This is a genomic window from Burkholderia paludis (assembly GCF_000732615.1).
GTDB lineage: Bacteria > Pseudomonadota > Gammaproteobacteria > Burkholderiales > Burkholderiaceae > Burkholderia > Burkholderia paludis.
Genome location: NZ_JPGL01000010.1, coordinates 33,678 through 51,349, shown reverse-complemented (window position 1 = coordinate 51,349; position 17,672 = coordinate 33,678). Strand labels below are relative to the sequence as shown.

Below are 17,672 nucleotides of genomic sequence, written 5' to 3'. Positions count from 1 at the left end.
ATTGCCATGAAAAACAGTCGAGCGATCCTGATGCTGGTCGTCGCGATGATCGCGGGTCTTGCCGCGGTCGTGTTCGCGTCCCACTGGCTGGCGCAGACATCCACGAGCTCGGTCACGCCGGTCGCGGTGGCCAGCACCGACCTGAACCTGGGCGAGCCGCTCGGACCGAACCAGATCCACATGGTGAGCTGGCCGTCCGGCAGCGTGCCGATCGGCGCGTTCACGGACACCAAGGCGCTCGAAGGGCGCGTCGTGCGCGCCAGCCTGTCGCGCGGCGAGCCGGTGATCGAGGCGAAGCTCGCGCCGGTCGGCACGAAGGGCGGGCTGTCGGCGGTGATCTCGGACGGCAGCCGGGCGATCACGGTGCGCGTGAACGACGTGGTCGGCGTCGCGGGCTTCGCGCTGCCGGGCAACTATGTCGACGTGATCGTCAATACGCAGGAGCAGCAGGGCAAGACCGACGGGCAGAGCATCTCCAAGATCGTGCTCGAGCACATCCTCGTGCTGGCCGTCGCGCAGCAGGTCAGTCGCGACGACACGGCGCCCAAGGTCGTCAACGCGGTCACGCTGGAAGTCACGCCCGATCAGGCGGAACGGCTCGACCTCGCGCGCAGCGTCGGCACGCTGTCGCTCGTGCTGCGCAACCAGGTCGACCAGAAGACGCTGAACACCGACGGCGCGACCAAGCTGACGCTGCTCGGCAAGGACACCGCGCCCGAAGCGCCGCCGCCGGCCGTCCGCGTGCGGACCGTGCGCGTGCACGTCGCGTCGCATGCGGCGCCGGACGCGCGGCACGACTGCGTCGGCGTGCTGACGGGCGTGAAGGGCAGCGTCGAGTGCTTCTGACGCACGCGCGTTCATCCAGACAATCAGACCCGGCCGCCGGCAACGCATGGCGGCCCCGGAAGTCGACCACCGGCACGACGCCGGTCTCTCGGGGATCAGACGAAATGAAGATCAAACCGCAACGTACAGGTACCGGCCCGCTGCGCACGCGCGTCGCGCGCGGCACGACGATGGCCGCGATCCTTTGTTCAGGATGGCTCGTCGTCCATGGCGCAGTGGCCCAGGAAGGCGGCGAAGGGGCCGCGCCGGCGAAGAACGGCGCGAGCGCGCCGGCCGCGATCGGCAAGGGGCCGGTGCAGATGACGATCAGCATGACGCCGGCGCCGGCCGCCGCGCCGGCCGCATCGTCCGGGCCGCTGCGCGGGCCGAACTGCGTCGGCGCGGTGCGCGAGTCGAGCAGCGTCAGCGTGCCGCTCGGCAAGTCGCTGCTGGTGCCGATGCCGGAGCCGGTCCGCAACCGCACGATCGGCAATCCGGCCGTCGCGCAGGCGACCATGGTGTCGCCGCAGACGCTGTACATCCTCGGGCTGTCGGTCGGCACGACCAACATGATCGTGCAGGGCCGGAGCGGCGCCTGCCGGGTGATCGACGTGGCGGTCGGCGCGGATGCCGGCGGCCTGCAGGCGTCGCTGCTGCAGCTGATGCCGGACGAACGCGACATCCGCGTGACGACCGCGGCCGGCACGATCGTGCTGTCGGGCACCGTGTCGAGCTCGCAGGCCGCGCAGGCGGCCGTGCAGATCGCCCGCGCATACGGCGACAGCGGCGGCGACCCGGCCGCGGGCGGCAAGCCCGGCGGCGGCGTGCTGAACATGCTGGCCGTCACGTCGCCGCAGCAGGTGATGCTCGAGGTGAAGGTGGCCGAGGTGTCGAAGACGCTGATCAACCAGATGGGCAGCGCGCTCAACATCCAGGGCGGGTTCGGTTCGTGGAGCGGCGCGCTGGTCAGCAACCTGCTCGCGGGCGTGGCCAGCGGCGTCGCCTTCAGCAAGGCGAACAACAAGCCGTTCAACATCTCGGCCGATGCGCAGAATACCGACAACCTGGTCAAGGTCCTCGCGGAGCCGAATCTCGTGACGATCAGCGGCCAGGAGGCGACGTTCCTCGCCGGCGGCAAGATCTTCATTCCGATCCCGCAGAGCAGCGGCAACGGCACCTCGTCGATCACGCTGCAGGAAGAGGAATACGGGGTCGCGCTGAAGTTCACGCCGACCGTGCTGGCGAACGGCCGGATCAGCCTGAAGGTCGCGCCGGAAGTGTCGGAGCTGTCGCAGACGGGCGTCACGCTGAGCGCGTCCAACATCGGCGGCACGTCGATCCTGCCGCTGATCACGACGCGGCGCGCGTCGACGACGGTGCAGATGCGCGACGGCGAATCGTTCGCGATCGGCGGGCTGATCAAGGACAACGTGACCGGCGCGCTGAAGGCGATCCCGGGTGTCGGCGAAGTGCCGGTGCTCGGCGCGCTGTTCCGCAGCACGTCGTTCCAGCAGGACCGCACCGAGCTGATCTTCCTGATCACGCCGCACCTCGTGAAGCCGCTGCAGACCGCCGACGTGCCGTTGCCGACCGACAGCTTCACGAAGCCGAGCGAAGCCGACGTGTATGCGACCGGCGACATGGAGGGCCGCGGCGGCGCCCGCAAGCCGGGCGCCCGGCCGGCGAACGGCGCGGACGCCGCGCCGCCGGCCCCGATGCCGCAACCGGCCGCGCCCGCGGGCCCGGCCGCCGCGCTGCCCGCACCGCGCGCGCCGCTGGGCGCGGACACGCCGCCGCCGGCGCCGGCCGAGCCGCAGAAGGCGAGCGCGCCGGTGGCGGCCGCCGCGCCGCGGCCCGACGCGGCCGGCCCGGCCCGCACCGCGCCTGTCGACGCGGCCACCCGCGTGGCGGCGGCCGGCCCCGACGCGCCGGCCGTGCAGGTCACGCGTACGGAACCCGAGTCCAGCGATCGTTGAAGCCATCCAAGGGGACACTCATGAAATCCGCCTTCCTCGTATTCGTGCGCCGCGCGGCGCTCGCCGCACCGCTCGCGTTCGCGCTTGCAGGCTGCATGTCGTCGACCCCGGTGTGGGACAGCCGCTTCGGCGACTCGGTCCGCACCGTGATGCAGGCCCAGATCATCGATCCGAACGCCGCCGCGCACGCGGCGGGGCCGGCGGTGGCCGACGGCAGCGCGGTCGCGGCCGCACTCGACGGCTACGACAAGTCGTTCAAGCAGATCGAGCCGGCCGCCAATGCGTTCGTGATCGGCGTCGGCAAGTCCGGCCAGTAACGGCCGCATGCCCGGGGAGGAACGCCATGACCCGCGCCGTGCGTCATCCGAAGTCATGCGCCGCGACCGGCGGCGCCCATTGTCATTGATCGAACCGGCGAGGCACACGACATGATCAACATCCTCGTAGCTTCCGACGATACCGCGCGGCTCGCGCAGATCGCGCGTCACGTGGCCGACTGCGGACGCTATCGCGCGACGCGCGCCGCGGGCCGTCCGTCCCAGATCGAGCATCGCACCGACGGGCTCGACGCGTTCGACATCCTGCTGGTCGACGGCACGTCGCTCGATGCGTCCGAGCTGTCGGCGATCGAGCGGATCTGTCGCGCCCACGCCGGGCTGACCTGCATCCTGACGGCGGCGGACTCGTCGCCGCGCGTGCTGCTGGATGCGATGCGCGCCGGCGCGCGCGACGTGCTGCAGTGGCCGCTCGACCCGCAGGCGCTCGGCCGCGCGCTCGAACGCGCGGCCGTGCAAAGCACGCGGCGCGATACCGACGACACCCGCATCGTGTCGTTCATGTCGTGCAAGGGCGGGGCCGGCACCAGCTTCACGGCCGGCAACGTCGCATTCGAGATCGCCGAAGGCTTCAAGCGTCGCGTGCTGCTGATCGACCTGAACCAGCAGTTCGCCGACGCGGCCTTTCTCGTCAGCGACGAAACCCCGCCGTCGACGCTGCCGCAGGTCTGCGCGCAGATCGAGCGGCTCGACAGCGCGTTTCTCGACGCGAGCGTCGCGCACGTGACGGAGAACTTCCACGTGCTGGCGGGCGCCGGCGATCCGGTCAAGGCCGCCGGGATACGCGAGGACGCGGTCGAATGGATCCTGGGCGTCGCCGCGCCGCGCTACGACTTCGTGATCTTCGACGCGGGCGTCGGCATCAATCCGCTGTCGATGGTCGCGCTGGACCGCAGCGACCCGATCCATGTCGTGCTGCAGCCCGCGATGCCGCACGTGCGCGCCGGCCGCCGGCTGCTGGAGATCCTGGTGTCGCTCGGCTATCCGGCCGACCGGTTGCGGCTCGTCGTGAATCGCGCGACGCGCGCGAGCGAGCGCACCCGCACCGCGCTCGAGGAAGTGCTCGGCCTGTCGGCCGCCTGCACGATTCCGGACGACGCCGACACCGTGCTCGAAGCGATCAACCAGGGGCACCCGGTGTCGCGGCTCGCGCGCGGCACGGCGGTCACGCGCGCGCTGCAGGGCTATGCGAAGCGGCTCGTCGAAGGCGACGTGCGCGCCGGGCACGAAGCCGTGCGCGGCGAACCGCTGATGTCCCGGCTTTTCGGCCGCAAGGCCACACCGAAGCTCAAGTCCATGTAATCCGTTCGGGGAATCGATCATGTCACTGCGCGAACAGATGTCGTTGCAACGGACCCCGCCGCTGACGGCGGGCGGCGAGCCGGCCGGCCCGGCGCACGCGTCGGTACGCGACGCGTACCAGAAGCTGCGCCGCGAAATTCACCTGGCGGTGCTCGAGCGCGTCGAGCTGGAGCGCCTGTCGCGGCTGCCGCAGGAGCAGGTCCGGCAGGAGATCGGCGCGCTGATCTCGCGCATTCTCGACGACGAACGGATGCCCGCGAACGACATCGAGCGGCGCCAGCTCGCGATCGACGTGTACGACGAGATGTTCGGCTTCGGCCCGCTCGAAGTGCTGCTGCGCGATCCGGGCGTGTCGGACATCCTGGTGAATACGTACCGGCAGGTCTATGTCGAGCGTCGCGGCCAGCTCGAACTGACCGACGTGACGTTCTACGACGACGCGCACCTGATGAAGGTGATCGAGAAGATCGTGTCGCGCGTCGGGCGCCGCATCGACGAATCGAGCCCGATGGTCGATGCGCGGCTGCCGGACGGTTCGCGCGTGAACGCGATCATCCCGCCGTCCGCGATCGACGGGCCGCTGATGTCGATCCGGCGCTTCGCGGTCAATCCGCTGAAGATGGACGACCTGGTACGCTTCCACAGCCTGACGCCGCCGATGGCCGAGCTGCTGGACGCGCTGTCGCGCGCCAAGGTGAACGTGCTGGTGTCGGGCGGCACGGGCAGCGGCAAGACGACGCTGCTCAACATCCTGTCGGGCGCCATTCCGCGCAACGAGCGGATCGTGACGATCGAGGACGCCGCCGAACTGCAACTGCAGCAGCCGCACGTGCTGCGGCTCGAAACGCGGCCGCCGAACATCGAGGGCAAGGGCGAGATCACCCAGCGCACGCTGGTGCGCAACGCGCTGCGGATGCGGCCCGACCGGATCATCCTCGGCGAGGTGCGCGGCGCCGAGGCGCTCGACATGCTCAACGCGATGAACACCGGCCACGAAGGCTCGCTCGCGACGATCCACGCGAACACGCCGCGCGACGCGCTGACGCGGCTCGAGAACATGATCAGCGTCGCCGGCCTGTCGCTGCCGCCGAAGACGATGCGCCAGCAGATCGCGTCGGCGATCTCGGTGGTCGTGCAGGCGGCGCGGCTGACCGACGGCTCGCGCAAGATCGTCAGCATCCAGGAGCTGACCGGGATGGAGGGCGACGTCGTCAACATGCAGGAGATCTTCACGTTCCGGCGCACCGGCGTGGACCGCGACGGCGCGGTGCGCGGCCACTTCTGCGCGACCGGCGTGCGGCCGAAGTTCGCCGAGCGGCTGCAGGCGTTCGGCATCAACCTGCCGGATGCGCTCTACGACCCGTCGCGGCGCTACGAACCGAACTGACGGCCTGCCGCCGCCCGAACCCGGGGAGGTTTCATGAACACGGTCCTTTACGCTTTTCTGATTCTCACCTTCGTCGCGGTGGTCCTGGCGATCGAGGGCGCCTATCAATGGTGGAACGCGCGGCACGGCGCCGCCGCGCGCCGGATCGAGTCGCGCATTCGCGCGATGTCGGCCGGCGGCAACGTGCAGCAGGAGCGGCTGTCGATCCTCAAGAAGCGGATGCTCGACGACACGAAGCCGTTCGACCGCCTGCTGCTGCGCGTGCCGCGCGTGCAGACGCTCGATCTCGTGATCCAGCAGTCGGGGCTCGACTGGTCGATCCCGAAGCTGATCGTGCTCAGCCTGACGTTCGGGGCGTTCGCGTGGCTCGCGCCGAGCTTTGCCGCGCTGCCGCAACTGGCCGTGCTGCCGGTCGCGGGGCTGGCCGCGTGCGCGCCGACCGCATACGTGCTGCGCTGCCGGCGGCGCCGCCTGCGCAAGCTCGAGCGGCAGTTGCCGGACGTCTGCGACATGATCGCGCGCGCGCTGCGCTCCGGTCATTCGTTCACGAGCACGCTCGGGATGATCGGCGACGAGTATCCCGAGCCGATGGGCGGCGAATTCCGGATCACGTTCGACGAGGTCAACTACGGCGTGTCGCTGCACGACGCGCTGATGAACCTCGCGACGCGCGTGCCGGTGCACGACCTGCGCTATTTCGTGATCGCGGTGCTGATCCAGCGCGAGACCGGCGGCAACCTGGCCGAGCTGCTCGACAGCATCGCCTCGCTGATCCGCGAGCGCTTCAAGCTGTTCGACAAGGTGCGCGTGCTGTCGGCGGAAGGGCGGCTGTCGGCGTGGATCCTCGGGCTGCTGCCGTTCGGCACCGCGGGGGCGATGGTGTTGCTGAACCGCGAGTTCCTGTCGGTGCTCTGGGAGGATCCGGCCGGGGTCAGGATGGTCGGCACGATGCTGGTGTCGATGATATTCGGCGTGCTGTGGATTCGCCGCATTGTCCGGATTCGCGTCTGACGCGCGAACCCGATCACGAACCGTTGCGAGGCTGTCATGCAAAACCTGAGCGTGGTCCAGGCCGTGATGCTGGGCGGCTTGTTCATCTTCGTGTCCGGCGGCGCGCTGGTCGCGATGCTGCTGTTCGCGCCGCGCAGCATCCAGCGCCGGGTCCGGCAGGCCGGCGGCGCCGGGGCCGGTGCGGCGGCCGTCGCGGGCTCCGGCCCGGGCGACGATGTCGCGTCGCGCTGGGTCGAGAAGCTGGTGGCGATGTCCACCCCGATCTCGAAGCTGTCGGTGCCGAAGGAGGGCTGGGAGAATTCGCCGCTGCGCATCCGGCTCATGAATGCCGGCTGGCGCGGCCAGAACGCGGCCGCGCTGTATTTCACCGCGAAGACGGCGCTTGCGCTCGCGCTGCCGTGCGCCGCGCTGCTGGGGCTCGTCACGACCCGGCTCGGGGACGAGCGCGTCCTGCTGTCGGTGATCCTCGTCGCGCTCGCCGGGATCGGCTACTACATCCCGAACGCGGTGCTGTCGCAGCGCGTCAAGGTGCGCCAGCAGAAGATCTTCGAGGATTTCCCGGATGCGCTCGATCTGCTGACGGTGTGCGTCGAGGCCGGGCTGGGGCTCGACGCGGCGCTGATGAAGGTGAGCGAGGAGCTGCGCTTCGGCAGCGAGGTGGTTTCGAGCGAACTCGACCTGCTGCTGCTCGAGATGCGCTCCGGCTTCACGAAGGAGACGGCGCTGCGCAATCTCGCGCTGCGCACCGGTGTGGAGGACGTCGAATCGTTCTGCGCGATGCTGATCCAGGCCGACCGCTTCGGCACGAGCATCAGCGAATCGCTGCGCGTGCTGTCGGACCTGCTGCGCACGCGACGCCGGATGCGCGCGGAGGAGCGCGCCGCGAAAATCGCGCTGAAACTGCTGTTCCCGCTGATCTTCTGCATCTTTCCCGCGCTGATGATGGTGCTGCTCGGGCCGGCGCTGATCCACGTCTATCGCGTGCTGCTGCCGACGTTCGTCGGCATCGCGCCGTGAACGGCGGACCGGCGTCGCGCCGGGATCGCCCCGCAGCGTTTTGCGTGCCGGACGACCGCCGGCCGGCACGGCAACCGGCTTCATGAAGGCTCCCTTCCCAGGCGGCGCCGCGAGACAGGTCGACCATAGCGGCGTCAACGCGTCCTGGACGCATGGTCGGCCATGGAACGAGCCGTAGTCCACCGCCGCACCGGCGGCCCCCTACCGCTGCTCCGCATGCCGGCGAGGTGTGCCGGCATCGCTCCGTGCTGCGGCGCCGCAACGGGTGCCGCAGCGCGGCTGCGGTTCGTGCGGCGTTCCCGGTGCCCCGCAGCCATGGCTGGATCGGCGCGGCCGCTCGGCCCCTGCATGCGGATCGGGGTCGCGCGGCATTCGCCGCCGGGGGGCGCGCGCGGGTTCGGCAACGAGCCGACCGTGCCGGCCGGCGCGCGATGCGACGGGGTCGCGCGGGTTACGCGCCGCGCTGCGGCTCCCGGCTCGCGGCCTGTCCGCCGGGCTGGCGCTGGCGTTGGTGCCGGCTCTTGCGCCGCCATTCGGTCGGCGTGAGGCCGAAGCGCTCGCGAAATGCGGTCGCGAAATTGGCCGGCGTGGAAAAGCCGATCTCCTTCGCGATGCCGGCGATGCTCAGCGACGTCGAATCCAGCAGATCCTGGGCGACGCGCAGCCGCTCCTGGCGCAGATACTCGAACACCGTCTGGCCGAGATTGTCGCGAAACGCGCGCGACAGGCGTTTTTCGTGCGTGCCGACCGCGCGCGCCAGTTGTTCGACCGTCGGCGGATCGTGCAGCGTCCGCGCCAGATGGCGAATGGCCGCGCGGACGATGATGTCGTCGTCCTTGCCGGCCACGAGCGGGCCGTCCGTATCGACGGGCGGGTCGCGCCGGGTCCGGGCGAGCTGCACGCGGATGCGCGCCAGCACTTCGGTGGGCTCGAACGGCTTGACCACGTAGTCGACGCAGCCGATGTCGAACCCCTCGAGGCGCTCGTGCAATGCGCCCGCCACGGTCAGGAAGATGACCGGGATCGCGCTCGTTTGCGGATCGGCGGCCAGCAGCGCGCACGCGGTGAAGCCGTCCATCCGCGGCATGCGGACGTCCATCAGGATCAGGTCGGGCATGAGCGCCTGCGCGCGCTGGCACGCTTGCACCCCGTCGGACGCGATGCTGATCCGGCACCCCGTGCCGCGCAGGATGTCGATCAGCAAATGAAGCTGGTCGGGCTGATCGTCGACGATCAGGATATGGGCGTCGCCCAATGCGGAGATCGGTGAAGGCATCGTGCACCTGTCCTGGAATGGCTGCTGGCTGCGTTCCCGCGGGCGTCCGGCCCGGTTCGGAATAATCGACGGATGCCGTACGACGACGGCGCATATTCGCATCGATATTCGGATTTCGCCGGCATGCACGGCAGGCAACCGGCAGGCGTCATGCGGGACGTGGGTAGTCCCGATCGCCGGGCCGGCAACGACGCGAAGCGCTGTCGCCGTTACGCGCTGAAATGTACGCGGCCGCCGGGTATCGATGCGAGCCGAATTGTAGGGGTATATTTCAATTCACGCCAGACGCATCGACTCGATTCACGGCACTCCGTTTTCCTGAATTTCAAGTTTCCCGCCGGGAATTGCGGTTTGTGCAACAGGGTTGAGGATCAAATCCTGTCCAATTCCGCCATTTTCATTTTGCATTCGATTCTCAATCGCCGCTCCCGACAATTTTACGGATGTGGCCGAACTTTGCACATTTAATTCTAATCCGCTCCATCAAAGAAATTGTCCTCCCGGCAAAACATTTCGAATAAATCAAGCGTGGCGAAATCGTTTGCGAGATGGCATTTTTTAACGTAACTACATGAATTCATGGAATTTTACAATCTATAAAGAATGTTGCCTTTGATAATTTTTCATCGTGTCTCATAATTCGTCCGAACTTTGAATACAGGGCCGCGCAGGGCGACGCCAGGCGCGGCGGAATGTGACAGGAATTGTGCGATCCGGATTCGGGGGCATCGATAGATGCACATCCGGGCATATGTCCGTCACGCGAAAGTGGAAATGCGGTTGTCGAAGATGAAATAAAAGAGCGGGGTTGGTCGCGGTCGGCGCGACATCAAATCAGGGGTATCCAGATAAAGCGCGTTGAATCTCCGGATTCCGGCGCGGGGCGTGTTCGCCCATGGAAAACAGTATGCATTCCTAATGTATTGCCCGGATTAACGGAACGGTCGCGCTATCGCGGCGTGCCGGCGATGTCGTACGTCCTGTCGCGGCAGGCGTTCGATGCGTATCGCCTTCGACACGGCATGGCCTGACACGGGAAGCGGGTTCCGCACGGAAGTCGTTATCGCAGTCGCATCTGAAGTCTTCAATAAAAGTAAGTAGTCCATATTCAAACCACGCTAATAACGGAGCAGAAGACCATGAAGAGGAAGCAGATTTCGGCGCTGGCCGCCGCGATGTTCACGGGTGCGGGCGTCCTGATCTCGGGGGCCGCGCAGGCGGACAATTTCGTCGATCGCGGCAACCCGGACAACGCGCTGAGCGGCCAGTGCATCGACGGCACGAACCCGCTCTGCGTCGCCACGAAGAGCGGGAGCTACGTGGCGGTCAGCACCACGAACGTGACGATGGGGACGAATGCCCGGGCCGGCACCAGCGGCATCGCGATCGGCGACCAGTCGAATGCGAGCAGCAAGGGCGGCAACAGCAGCGGCGGCGCGATTGCGATCGGCATCGGCTCGCAGGCGCTGGCGAACTCGGCCACCGCGATCGGCACGGTGGCCCTCGCGCAAGGCAATACCTCGCTCGCCGTCGGTCGCCAGTCGGCGGCGGTGGGCGATTTCTCGATGGCGCTCGGCAACGTCGCCGATGCACACGGCACGAGCTCGATCGCGCTGGGCCACTCGGCGCTCGCCAGCGGCGATCGCTCGGTCGCGATCGGCGGCGCCAACCCGACGACCAGCGACGGCGTGTCGAGCGGCGCGGCCTATGACGCGGCGTCGCAGACGCGCGCGGCCGGCTCGCAATCCGTGGCGATCGGCGCGGGCGCGCAGACGAGCGACAACAACCAGGTGGCGATCGGCTCGGGCAGCGTCGGCGCGAACAACGGCGGCACGCCGGTGTTCGGCGGCACGGCCGCGCCGGTCGGCGGCGCGGTGTCGTTCGGTTCGCTCGGCAAGGAACGCCAGCTCAAGAACGTCGCGGCGGGCGCGGCGGATACGGATGCGGTCAACGTCCAGCAACTGAAGAACGTGAACGGCACGCTCAGCACGAGCATCGCCAACGTCGATGCGCGCGTGACGTCGGTCGGCAATTCGCTGTCGACCTCGATCTCGAACGTCGACCAGCGCGTGACGAACGTGGGCAGCAGCCTCAGCACGAGCATCGTGTCGGCGACGAAGAACGTCGTGAAGTACACCGACGATTCGCATGCGGCCATCGCGCTCGACGGCAGCAACGGCACGACGATCGGCGGCGTCGCGGCCGGCGTCGCGAATACCGACGCGGTGAACGTCGGGCAATTGAAGGGCACCGTCGCACCGCTGCAGACGTCGATTTCGACGGCGGCGTCGAACATCGCGAACCTGCAGACGAGCGTCACGGGCATCAACACGTCGCTGAGCACGGCGACGACGAACATCGGCAACCTGCAGGCGGCCGACGCGCGCAACGTGAAGTACGACGGCCAGAGCGGGTTCGATTCGGTGACGTTCGCCGGCACCAAGGGGACGACGCTGCACAACGTCGCGGCCGGTGCGGCCGATACCGATGCGGTGAACGTCGGGCAATTGAAGGGCACCGTCGCACCGCTGCAGACGTCGATTTCGACGGCGGCGTCGAACATCACGAACCTGCAGACGAGCGTCACGGGCATCAATACGTCGCTGAGCACGGCAACGACGAACATCGGCAACCTGCAGGCGGCCGACGCACGCAACGTGAAGTACGACGGCCAGAGCGGGTTCGATTCGGTGACGTTCGCCGGCCCGAACGGCACGACGCTGCACAACGTCGCGGCGGGTGTCGCGAACACCGACGCGGTGAACGTCGGTCAACTGAACGGCGGGCTGGCGTCGCTCAGCACGAGCGTGACGAACAACCTCAGCACGACGCTCGGCGACCTGAACACGTCGATCAGCAACCAGATCGGCAATGCGACGAAGAACGCGGTGCAATACGACGACGACGCGCACAGCGGCGTGACGCTGGGCGGCAAGGGTGCGCAGGCGCCGGTCGCGCTGCACAACGTCGCGGACGGCGTGGCCGCGGGCGACGCCGTGAACGTGGGTCAACTGGGCAAGGCGACCGACACGCTGAACCAGTCGATCACGAACGTGGGCAACAACGTGACGGCGCTCGGCAACCAGGTCACGACGATCGGCAACCAGGTGACGACGAACACGGGCAACATCGCGGCGCTGCAGCAGGATGCGCTGCAATGGAACGCGAACCTCGGCGCCTACGACGCGAGCCACGGCGGCAACGGCCCGCAGCGCATCGGCAATGTCGCGGCCGGCGTCGCGAATACCGATGCGGTGAACGTCGGTCAACTGAACGACAGCGTTGCGCCGCTGCAGACGTCGATTTCGACGGCGGCGTCGAACATCACGAACCTGCAGACGAGCGTCACGGGCATCAATACGTCGCTGAGCACGGCAACGACGAACATCGGCAACCTGCAGGCGGCCGACGCACGCAACGTGAAGTATGACGGCCAGAGCGGGTTCGATTCGGTGACGTTCGCCGGCCCGAACGGCACGACGCTGCACAACGTCGCGGCGGGTGTCGCGAACACCGATGCGGTGAACGTCGGTCAACTGAACGGCGGGCTGGCGTCGCTCAGCACGAGCGTGACGAACAACATCAGCACGACGATCGGCGACCTGAGCACGTCGATCAGCAACCAGATCGGCAGCGCGACGAAGAACGCGGTGCAATACGACGACGACGCGCACAGCGGCGTGACGCTGGGCGGCAAGGGCGCACAGGCGCCGGTCGCGCTGCACAACGTCGCGGACGGCGTGGCCGCGGGCGACGCCGTGAACGTGGGTCAACTGGGCAAGGCGACCGACACGCTGAACCAGTCGATCACGAACGTGGGCAACAACGTGACGGCACTCGGCAACCAGGTCACGACGATCGGCAACCAGGTGACGACGAACACGGGCAACATCACGTCGCTCCAGCAGAACGCGCTGCAATGGAACGCGAACCTCGGCACCTACGATGCGAGCCACGGCGGCAACGGCCCGCAGCGCATCGGCAATGTCGCGGACGGCGTGGCGGCGGGCGACGCCGTGAACGTGGGTCAACTGGGCAAGGCGACCGACACGCTGAACCAGTCGATCACGAACGTCGGCAACAACGTGACGGCGCTCGGCAACCAGGTCACCACGATCGGCAACCAGGTGACGACGAACACGGGCAACATCGCGGCGCTGCAGCAGGACGCGCTGCAGTGGAACGCGAACCTCGGCACCTACGATGCGAGCCACGGCGGCAACGGCCCGCAACGCATCGGCAACGTCGCGGCCGGCAAGAACGGTACGGATGCGGTCAACGTCGACCAGTTGAACGCGGCGGTCCAGGACGGCACGAGCCAGCTCGATGCGCTCGCGGTGAAGTACGACGACGCGAGCAAGCGGCAGGTTTCGCTCGGCGCGGGCAACGGCGGGACCGCGGTGCGCCTGACCAACATCGCGGAAGGCACCGTCGCGGCCGGCAGCACGGATGCGGTGAACGGTGCGCAGCTGCGCCGCGCGGCCGACGGCACCGCGGCCGCACTGGGCGGCGGCGCGACGGCGAATCCGGACGGCTCGATCGGCGCGCCGGACTACAAGGTCGGCGGCGGCTCGTACAACAACGTCGGCGACGCGCTCACGAACCTCGACGGCCGCGTCGGCAGCAACACGACGACGCTCGCAAACCACGAAACGCGCATCACCAACGCCGAAACCAACATCGCCGGCAATACGGTCGCGATCACCGGGCTGCAACAGAACGCGCTGCAGTTCGACCCGACGGTCGGCGCCTACAACGCGGCGCGCGACGGTGCGCCGACCAAGCTGACCAACGTGGCCGACGGCAATGTCGCCGCGGGCAGCACGGACGCGGTGAACGGCGGCCAGCTGTCGGGCGTGCAATCGTCGCTCGAACAGCAGATCACGCAGGTGTCCAACCAGGCGGGCGAGGCGGTGAAGAACGTCGTCAAGTACGACGTCGACACGAACGGCAACCGGCTGAATTCGGTCTCGCTGGTCGGCGGCGACGCGAATGCGGCCGTCGTGCTGAAGAACGTCGCGGCGGGCACCGACGATACCGATGCGGTGAACGTGAAGCAGTTGAAGGGCGTGCAGGCGAACCTCAACCAGCTCGGTGCGCTGGCGGTGCAGTACGACGACAGCTCGAAGAGCACGATCACGCTTGGCGGCGGCGCCGGCGGCACCCGCATCACCAACGTGCAGGCAGGCACGCTCAGCGCCACCAGCACGGACGCGGTGAACGGCTCGCAGCTCTACGCGACCAACCAGCAGGTGTCGAAGAACACGACCGACATCACGAACCTGCAGGGCAGCGTGACCAACATCGCGAACGGCAAGGCGGGCCTCGTGCAGCAGCAGGATCCGAACGGCGCGATCACCGTCGGGAGCACCACCGGCGGCACCAGCGTGAGTTTCACCGGCACGGCGGGCGACCGCGTGCTGACCGGTGTCGCGGCGGGCGTGAACGACAACGACGCGGTCAACATGGGCCAGTTCAACAGCGCGTTGAAGAACGCGGCGGCGAACGACCAGATCCGCACGGCGGCGACCGACGCGAACACGACGTGGATCGCGCGTGCCGATTCGGGCTCGATCGGGACGACGGCGTCGGCAACCGGCAAGAATTCGGTAGCGGTCGGCCCGGGCTCGGTGGCGGATCGCGACAATTCGTTCTCGGTCGGCGCGAAGGGCAGCGAGCGCCAGGTCACGAACGTCGCGGCCGGTTCGGCGCCGACCGACGCGGTGAACGTGCAGCAGCTGAACGACAACATCTCGGCGGCGTCCTCGCAGGCGAACGGCTACACCGACCAGCGCATCGGCCAGGTGTACAACTCGTTCAACGACCTGAAGAAGGACATGTACGGCGGCGTGGCATCGGCGATGGCGGTGGCCGGCCTGCCGCAACCGACGGGCGCGGGCCGCTCGATGGTCTCGGCGGCCACGTCGAACTATCACGGCCAGCAAGGTTTCGCCGCCGGGTATTCGTACGTGACGGAGAGCAACCGCTGGGTCGTCAAGGCGTCGGTGACGGGCAACACGCGTTCGGACTTCGGCGCGGTGGTGGGCGCCGGTTACCAGTTCTGACGTCGTTCGCGCCGGTCGGTCGACCGGCGAGCCGGGCAGCGCGTGCGTTGCCCGGCCTCGGCAGGAAATCCGCGGCCCGGGGTGCGTTTATCGACCCCGGGCCGCTGTCGTTCGATGCGTGATGAAGCGTGGCGTGGCGGTGCCGCCTGCCGTGCGTCCGTATCTTTTCTGCATCTCTCCCGGACGGCGCGTCTGCATGTCGCGGTGCGTTCGACGACCGCAGCGGGGCGTGTCGTACCGCGTTCAGCCGCCGGCGCGGGCCAGCCGGTCGATCACCGCGCGGGCCTGCGACGGCCGGGTGATTTCCGTCCAGTGCAGATGCGCGTATTTCGGGTCGTCGCGCAGGTTCGCGAACTTGACGCGGTTCCTGGCGAACGTGGTGAAGGACCACACCAGCACCGAGTCGCGCGAGAACGCCATCCGCAGCGATTCCCGGTTGCCGTGGGACAGCTCGGTGCGCATGAGCCCGCGGCGCAACGTGCGCCAGAGCACCCGCGAGAACACCGTCCGGCGCCCGAAGTTGAGCCAGATCACGTGCGTGGCGCGCGACCAGAGCACGTCGCGCACCGCGCTGTAGTTTCCGTCGACGACCCAGCGGTCGCCGGCCGTCGCGGCGAGCACGCCGCGCTCGAATTCCTCGGGCGGCACGGCCGTCCAGCCGGGGCCCCAGTAGAGCCGATCCAGCTCGACGTACGGGCAGCCGGCGGCAGCCGCCAGCGCGCTGGAGAAGGTCGACTTGCCCGCTCCGCTGGTTCCAACGACGACGAAGCGCATGGGTTTGACCGCGATCGAATTTGAAGGCCGCGTATTGTGCCCGATGCCGCGCGGCCGTGCGGCGTCTTCTGGCGGATTCGCGCAGTCCGCGGATCGGCCTTTCCCGCATTTCCCGGTCGTCACGCAGAGCTGGAGCGTCACTGCCGGGGCGCGCCCGGATCTTTCCTGTCCCGATCCGACGGTATGCGCGACGTTGCGACGTCGTTTCCGCACGCGTAACAGATGCGATGGCAACGATATCGGCAGGGTCTCGTGCAGACCTGTTTCGCGCTTTGTACAATCTGGCGCGAAGGTCGGGCAGCCTGCTGCCGCGGCGAACGATAACGAGATCGAATGAGAGAAGCGATGGCGACCAAACCGGGATCGGGGGCAAGCATGCACACGGGTGACGGCCGTGGCGGAATTCCGTCGTGCGGGGCTGAACGGGCAGGGGCCGTTCGCGCGTCCCGGGCACATGGAGGCGCCGCATGAGCGACAAATCCGCGCTTGCCGCCGGCGCGCCGCGCGAACCCGCCGCGTCGACTTTCTCCCTGATGGCGCTGGCGTGCCTGATCGTCTTCATGGCGCAAATGGCGACGACGGTGTACCTGCCGTCGCTGCCCGTCGTCATGCGCGAATTGAGGATGACGCAAGGCGGCGCCGAATTCTCCATTTCCGCCTACGTGATCGGCGCGGCGCTGCCGGTGCCGTTCTGGGGCGCGGCCGCGGAACGCTGGGGCAGGCGCGGCCCGTTGCTGATCTCGCTGCTGCTGTTCATTGCCAGCAGCCTGCTGCTCGCCGTCTGCACGTTCGCGCCGGCGCTGCTGGCGTTGCGCGGCCTGCAGGGCATCGCGGGCGGCGGCGCGGCGATCATCGCGCGCATCGTCGTCCGGGACAACTGGCGCGGCGACGAACTGGCGCGGCGCCTCTCCGTGCTGTCGATCGCCTTCATCACGGCGCTGGGCGGCGGCCAGTTCATCGGCGGGCTGATCGGCCGTTACAGCCACTGGCAGGCGGGCTTCGTGCTGATGGCCGTCACGGCCGCGCTGGCGATCGGCCTGTCGTACGCATTGCCGCTGAAGGCGGGAAACCGCACCGCCGCCACGTCGGGCATGGCCGGCACCTACTGGCTCCTGCTGCGGCGGCCGGGTTTTCTGTGGCCGGCCTGCGCGGGCGGCCTGGGGTTCGCGACGACCGTGACGCTGCAGGAAGTGAGCCCGTTCGTGTTCCAGTCGCACTTCGGGCTGGCCGTGACGAGCTTCGGCGGTATCGGCCTGCTGCTCGGTCTCGCCTATTTCAGCGGCGCGATGCTGGTGAACCGCCTCGTGAGGCGGCTCGGCGGCGTGCGGCTAATGCATGGCGGCGCGGCGTTGCTGGCGCTCGCGACCACGCTGATGCTGGCGTCGTGGCTGGGCGGCCTGCTCACCCATTTCGCCGGCCTGTGGAGTTTCATCGCGCTGTACTGCCTGGCGATCTTCGGCCAGGCCGTGCTGTTTCCCAACAGCATGGCAACGGCCGTCAGCGACGCGCATGAACATGGCGCGCATGCGATGGCCTTGTGCGGCTTCCTGCAGCAAGGACTCGCGGGCATCGCCGCGACGGCCGCCGTGCTGCAGCATCACGGCGGCACGTGGACGCTCGCCGTGTTCGTGCTGGGGGCGCTGACGTGGCTCGTGGTGCGGGTGAAGGTCATGGGCCGGTAGGCGGGACCGGAATCGCGCCTTG

At 68.4% G+C, this 17,672-nt stretch carries 12 protein-coding genes; 10 read left to right on the top strand and 2 right to left on the bottom strand.

The window, feature by feature from the left end:
• Window positions 1–6: 6 nt before the first annotated feature.
• The 7 genes from cpaB to GQ56_RS0106325 all read left to right on the top strand — a co-directional run bounded on the left by cpaB (window position 7) and on the right by GQ56_RS0106325 (window position 7,853).
• Window positions 7–846, top strand: a complete 840-nt coding sequence (gene cpaB, locus GQ56_RS0106355) for a Flp pilus assembly protein CpaB (protein WP_031397848.1) — start codon at window positions 7–9, stop codon at window positions 844–846.
• A gap of 104 nt (window positions 847–950) precedes the next feature.
• Window positions 951–2,801, top strand: a complete 1,851-nt coding sequence (locus GQ56_RS0106350) for a type II and III secretion system protein family protein (protein ID WP_052001428.1) — start codon at window positions 951–953, stop codon at window positions 2,799–2,801.
• Window positions 2,802–2,821: 20 nt separating this feature from the next.
• Complete coding sequence (locus GQ56_RS0106345; protein WP_031397846.1) at window positions 2,822–3,118, top strand: hypothetical protein; 297 nt, start codon at window positions 2,822–2,824, stop codon at window positions 3,116–3,118.
• Window positions 3,119–3,229: 111 nt separating this feature from the next.
• Window positions 3,230–4,438 (top strand): AAA family ATPase, encoded by a 1,209-nt coding sequence (locus GQ56_RS0106340; RefSeq protein ID WP_031397845.1) that lies wholly within the window; start codon window positions 3,230–3,232, stop codon window positions 4,436–4,438.
• 19 nt (window positions 4,439–4,457) lie between these two features.
• Window positions 4,458–5,825 carry a CpaF family protein gene (locus GQ56_RS0106335; RefSeq protein ID WP_031397844.1) on the top strand — a complete coding sequence of 456 codons (1,368 nt, stop codon included), beginning with the start codon at window positions 4,458–4,460 and terminating at the stop codon, window positions 5,823–5,825.
• A gap of 33 nt (window positions 5,826–5,858) precedes the next feature.
• Window positions 5,859–6,836, top strand: coding sequence for a type II secretion system F family protein (locus GQ56_RS0106330; RefSeq protein WP_031397843.1), 978 nt, complete (start codon window positions 5,859–5,861; stop codon window positions 6,834–6,836).
• 36 nt (window positions 6,837–6,872) lie between these two features.
• On the top strand, window positions 6,873–7,853 hold the full coding sequence (locus GQ56_RS0106325) for a type II secretion system F family protein (protein ID WP_031397842.1): 981 nt from the start codon (window positions 6,873–6,875) through the stop codon (window positions 7,851–7,853).
• A 451-nt stretch (window positions 7,854–8,304) separates the two neighbouring features.
• Here the strand turns inward: GQ56_RS0106325 and GQ56_RS0106320 are convergent, their stop codons facing one another.
• The gene (locus GQ56_RS0106320; RefSeq protein WP_031397841.1) at window positions 8,305–9,129 is read right to left on the bottom strand and encodes a response regulator transcription factor; all 825 of its coding nucleotides are present in this window, start codon (window positions 9,127–9,129) and stop codon (window positions 8,305–8,307) included.
• A gap of 1,139 nt (window positions 9,130–10,268) precedes the next feature.
• On the opposite strand from GQ56_RS0106320, the gene GQ56_RS0106315 reads away from it, so the two are divergent.
• The gene (locus tag GQ56_RS0106315; protein ID WP_031397840.1) at window positions 10,269–15,194 is read left to right on the top strand and encodes a YadA-like family protein; all 4,926 of its coding nucleotides are present in this window, start codon (window positions 10,269–10,271) and stop codon (window positions 15,192–15,194) included.
• A gap of 243 nt (window positions 15,195–15,437) precedes the next feature.
• On the opposite strand, the gene GQ56_RS0106310 is transcribed toward GQ56_RS0106315, so the two are convergent.
• Complete coding sequence (locus GQ56_RS0106310; RefSeq protein ID WP_031397839.1) at window positions 15,438–15,968, bottom strand: P-loop NTPase family protein; 531 nt, start codon at window positions 15,966–15,968, stop codon at window positions 15,438–15,440.
• Here GQ56_RS0106310 and GQ56_RS43975 point away from each other — a divergent pair.
• Entirely contained in the window at window positions 15,967–16,305 is a 339-nt protein-coding gene (locus tag GQ56_RS43975; protein ID WP_152601658.1) for a hypothetical protein, read from the top strand. The genes GQ56_RS0106310 and GQ56_RS43975 overlap by 2 nt on opposite strands.
• A gap of 130 nt (window positions 16,306–16,435) precedes the next feature.
• A complete protein-coding gene (locus GQ56_RS0106305; protein WP_031397838.1) occupies window positions 16,436–17,650 on the top strand; it encodes an MFS transporter in 1,215 nt (404 codons plus the stop codon).
• Window positions 17,651–17,672 lie beyond the last annotated feature (22 nt).

What these genes read in the sequence shown, in the direction of transcription:
- cpaB (WP_031397848.1), top strand. Translation starts at nt 7, where the DNA reads ATGAAAAACAGTCGAGCGATCCTGATGCTGGTCGTCGCGATGATCGCG.
- GQ56_RS0106350 (WP_052001428.1), top strand. Translation starts at nt 951, where the DNA reads ATGAAGATCAAACCGCAACGTACAGGTACCGGCCCGCTGCGCACGCGC.
- GQ56_RS0106345 (WP_031397846.1), top strand. Translation starts at nt 2,822, where the DNA reads ATGAAATCCGCCTTCCTCGTATTCGTGCGCCGCGCGGCGCTCGCCGCA.
- GQ56_RS0106340 (WP_031397845.1), top strand. Translation starts at nt 3,230, where the DNA reads ATGATCAACATCCTCGTAGCTTCCGACGATACCGCGCGGCTCGCGCAG.
- GQ56_RS0106335 (WP_031397844.1), top strand. Translation starts at nt 4,458, where the DNA reads ATGTCACTGCGCGAACAGATGTCGTTGCAACGGACCCCGCCGCTGACG.
- GQ56_RS0106330 (WP_031397843.1), top strand. Translation starts at nt 5,859, where the DNA reads ATGAACACGGTCCTTTACGCTTTTCTGATTCTCACCTTCGTCGCGGTG.
- GQ56_RS0106325 (WP_031397842.1), top strand. Translation starts at nt 6,873, where the DNA reads ATGCAAAACCTGAGCGTGGTCCAGGCCGTGATGCTGGGCGGCTTGTTC.
- GQ56_RS0106320 (WP_031397841.1), bottom strand. Translation starts at nt 9,129, where the DNA reads ATGCCTTCACCGATCTCCGCATTGGGCGACGCCCATATCCTGATCGTC.
- GQ56_RS0106315 (WP_031397840.1), top strand. Translation starts at nt 10,269, where the DNA reads ATGAAGAGGAAGCAGATTTCGGCGCTGGCCGCCGCGATGTTCACGGGT.
- GQ56_RS43975 (WP_152601658.1), top strand. Translation starts at nt 15,967, where the DNA reads ATGGGTTTGACCGCGATCGAATTTGAAGGCCGCGTATTGTGCCCGATG.
- GQ56_RS0106310 (WP_031397839.1), bottom strand. Translation starts at nt 15,968, where the DNA reads ATGCGCTTCGTCGTCGTTGGAACCAGCGGAGCGGGCAAGTCGACCTTC.
- GQ56_RS0106305 (WP_031397838.1), top strand. Translation starts at nt 16,436, where the DNA reads ATGAGCGACAAATCCGCGCTTGCCGCCGGCGCGCCGCGCGAACCCGCC.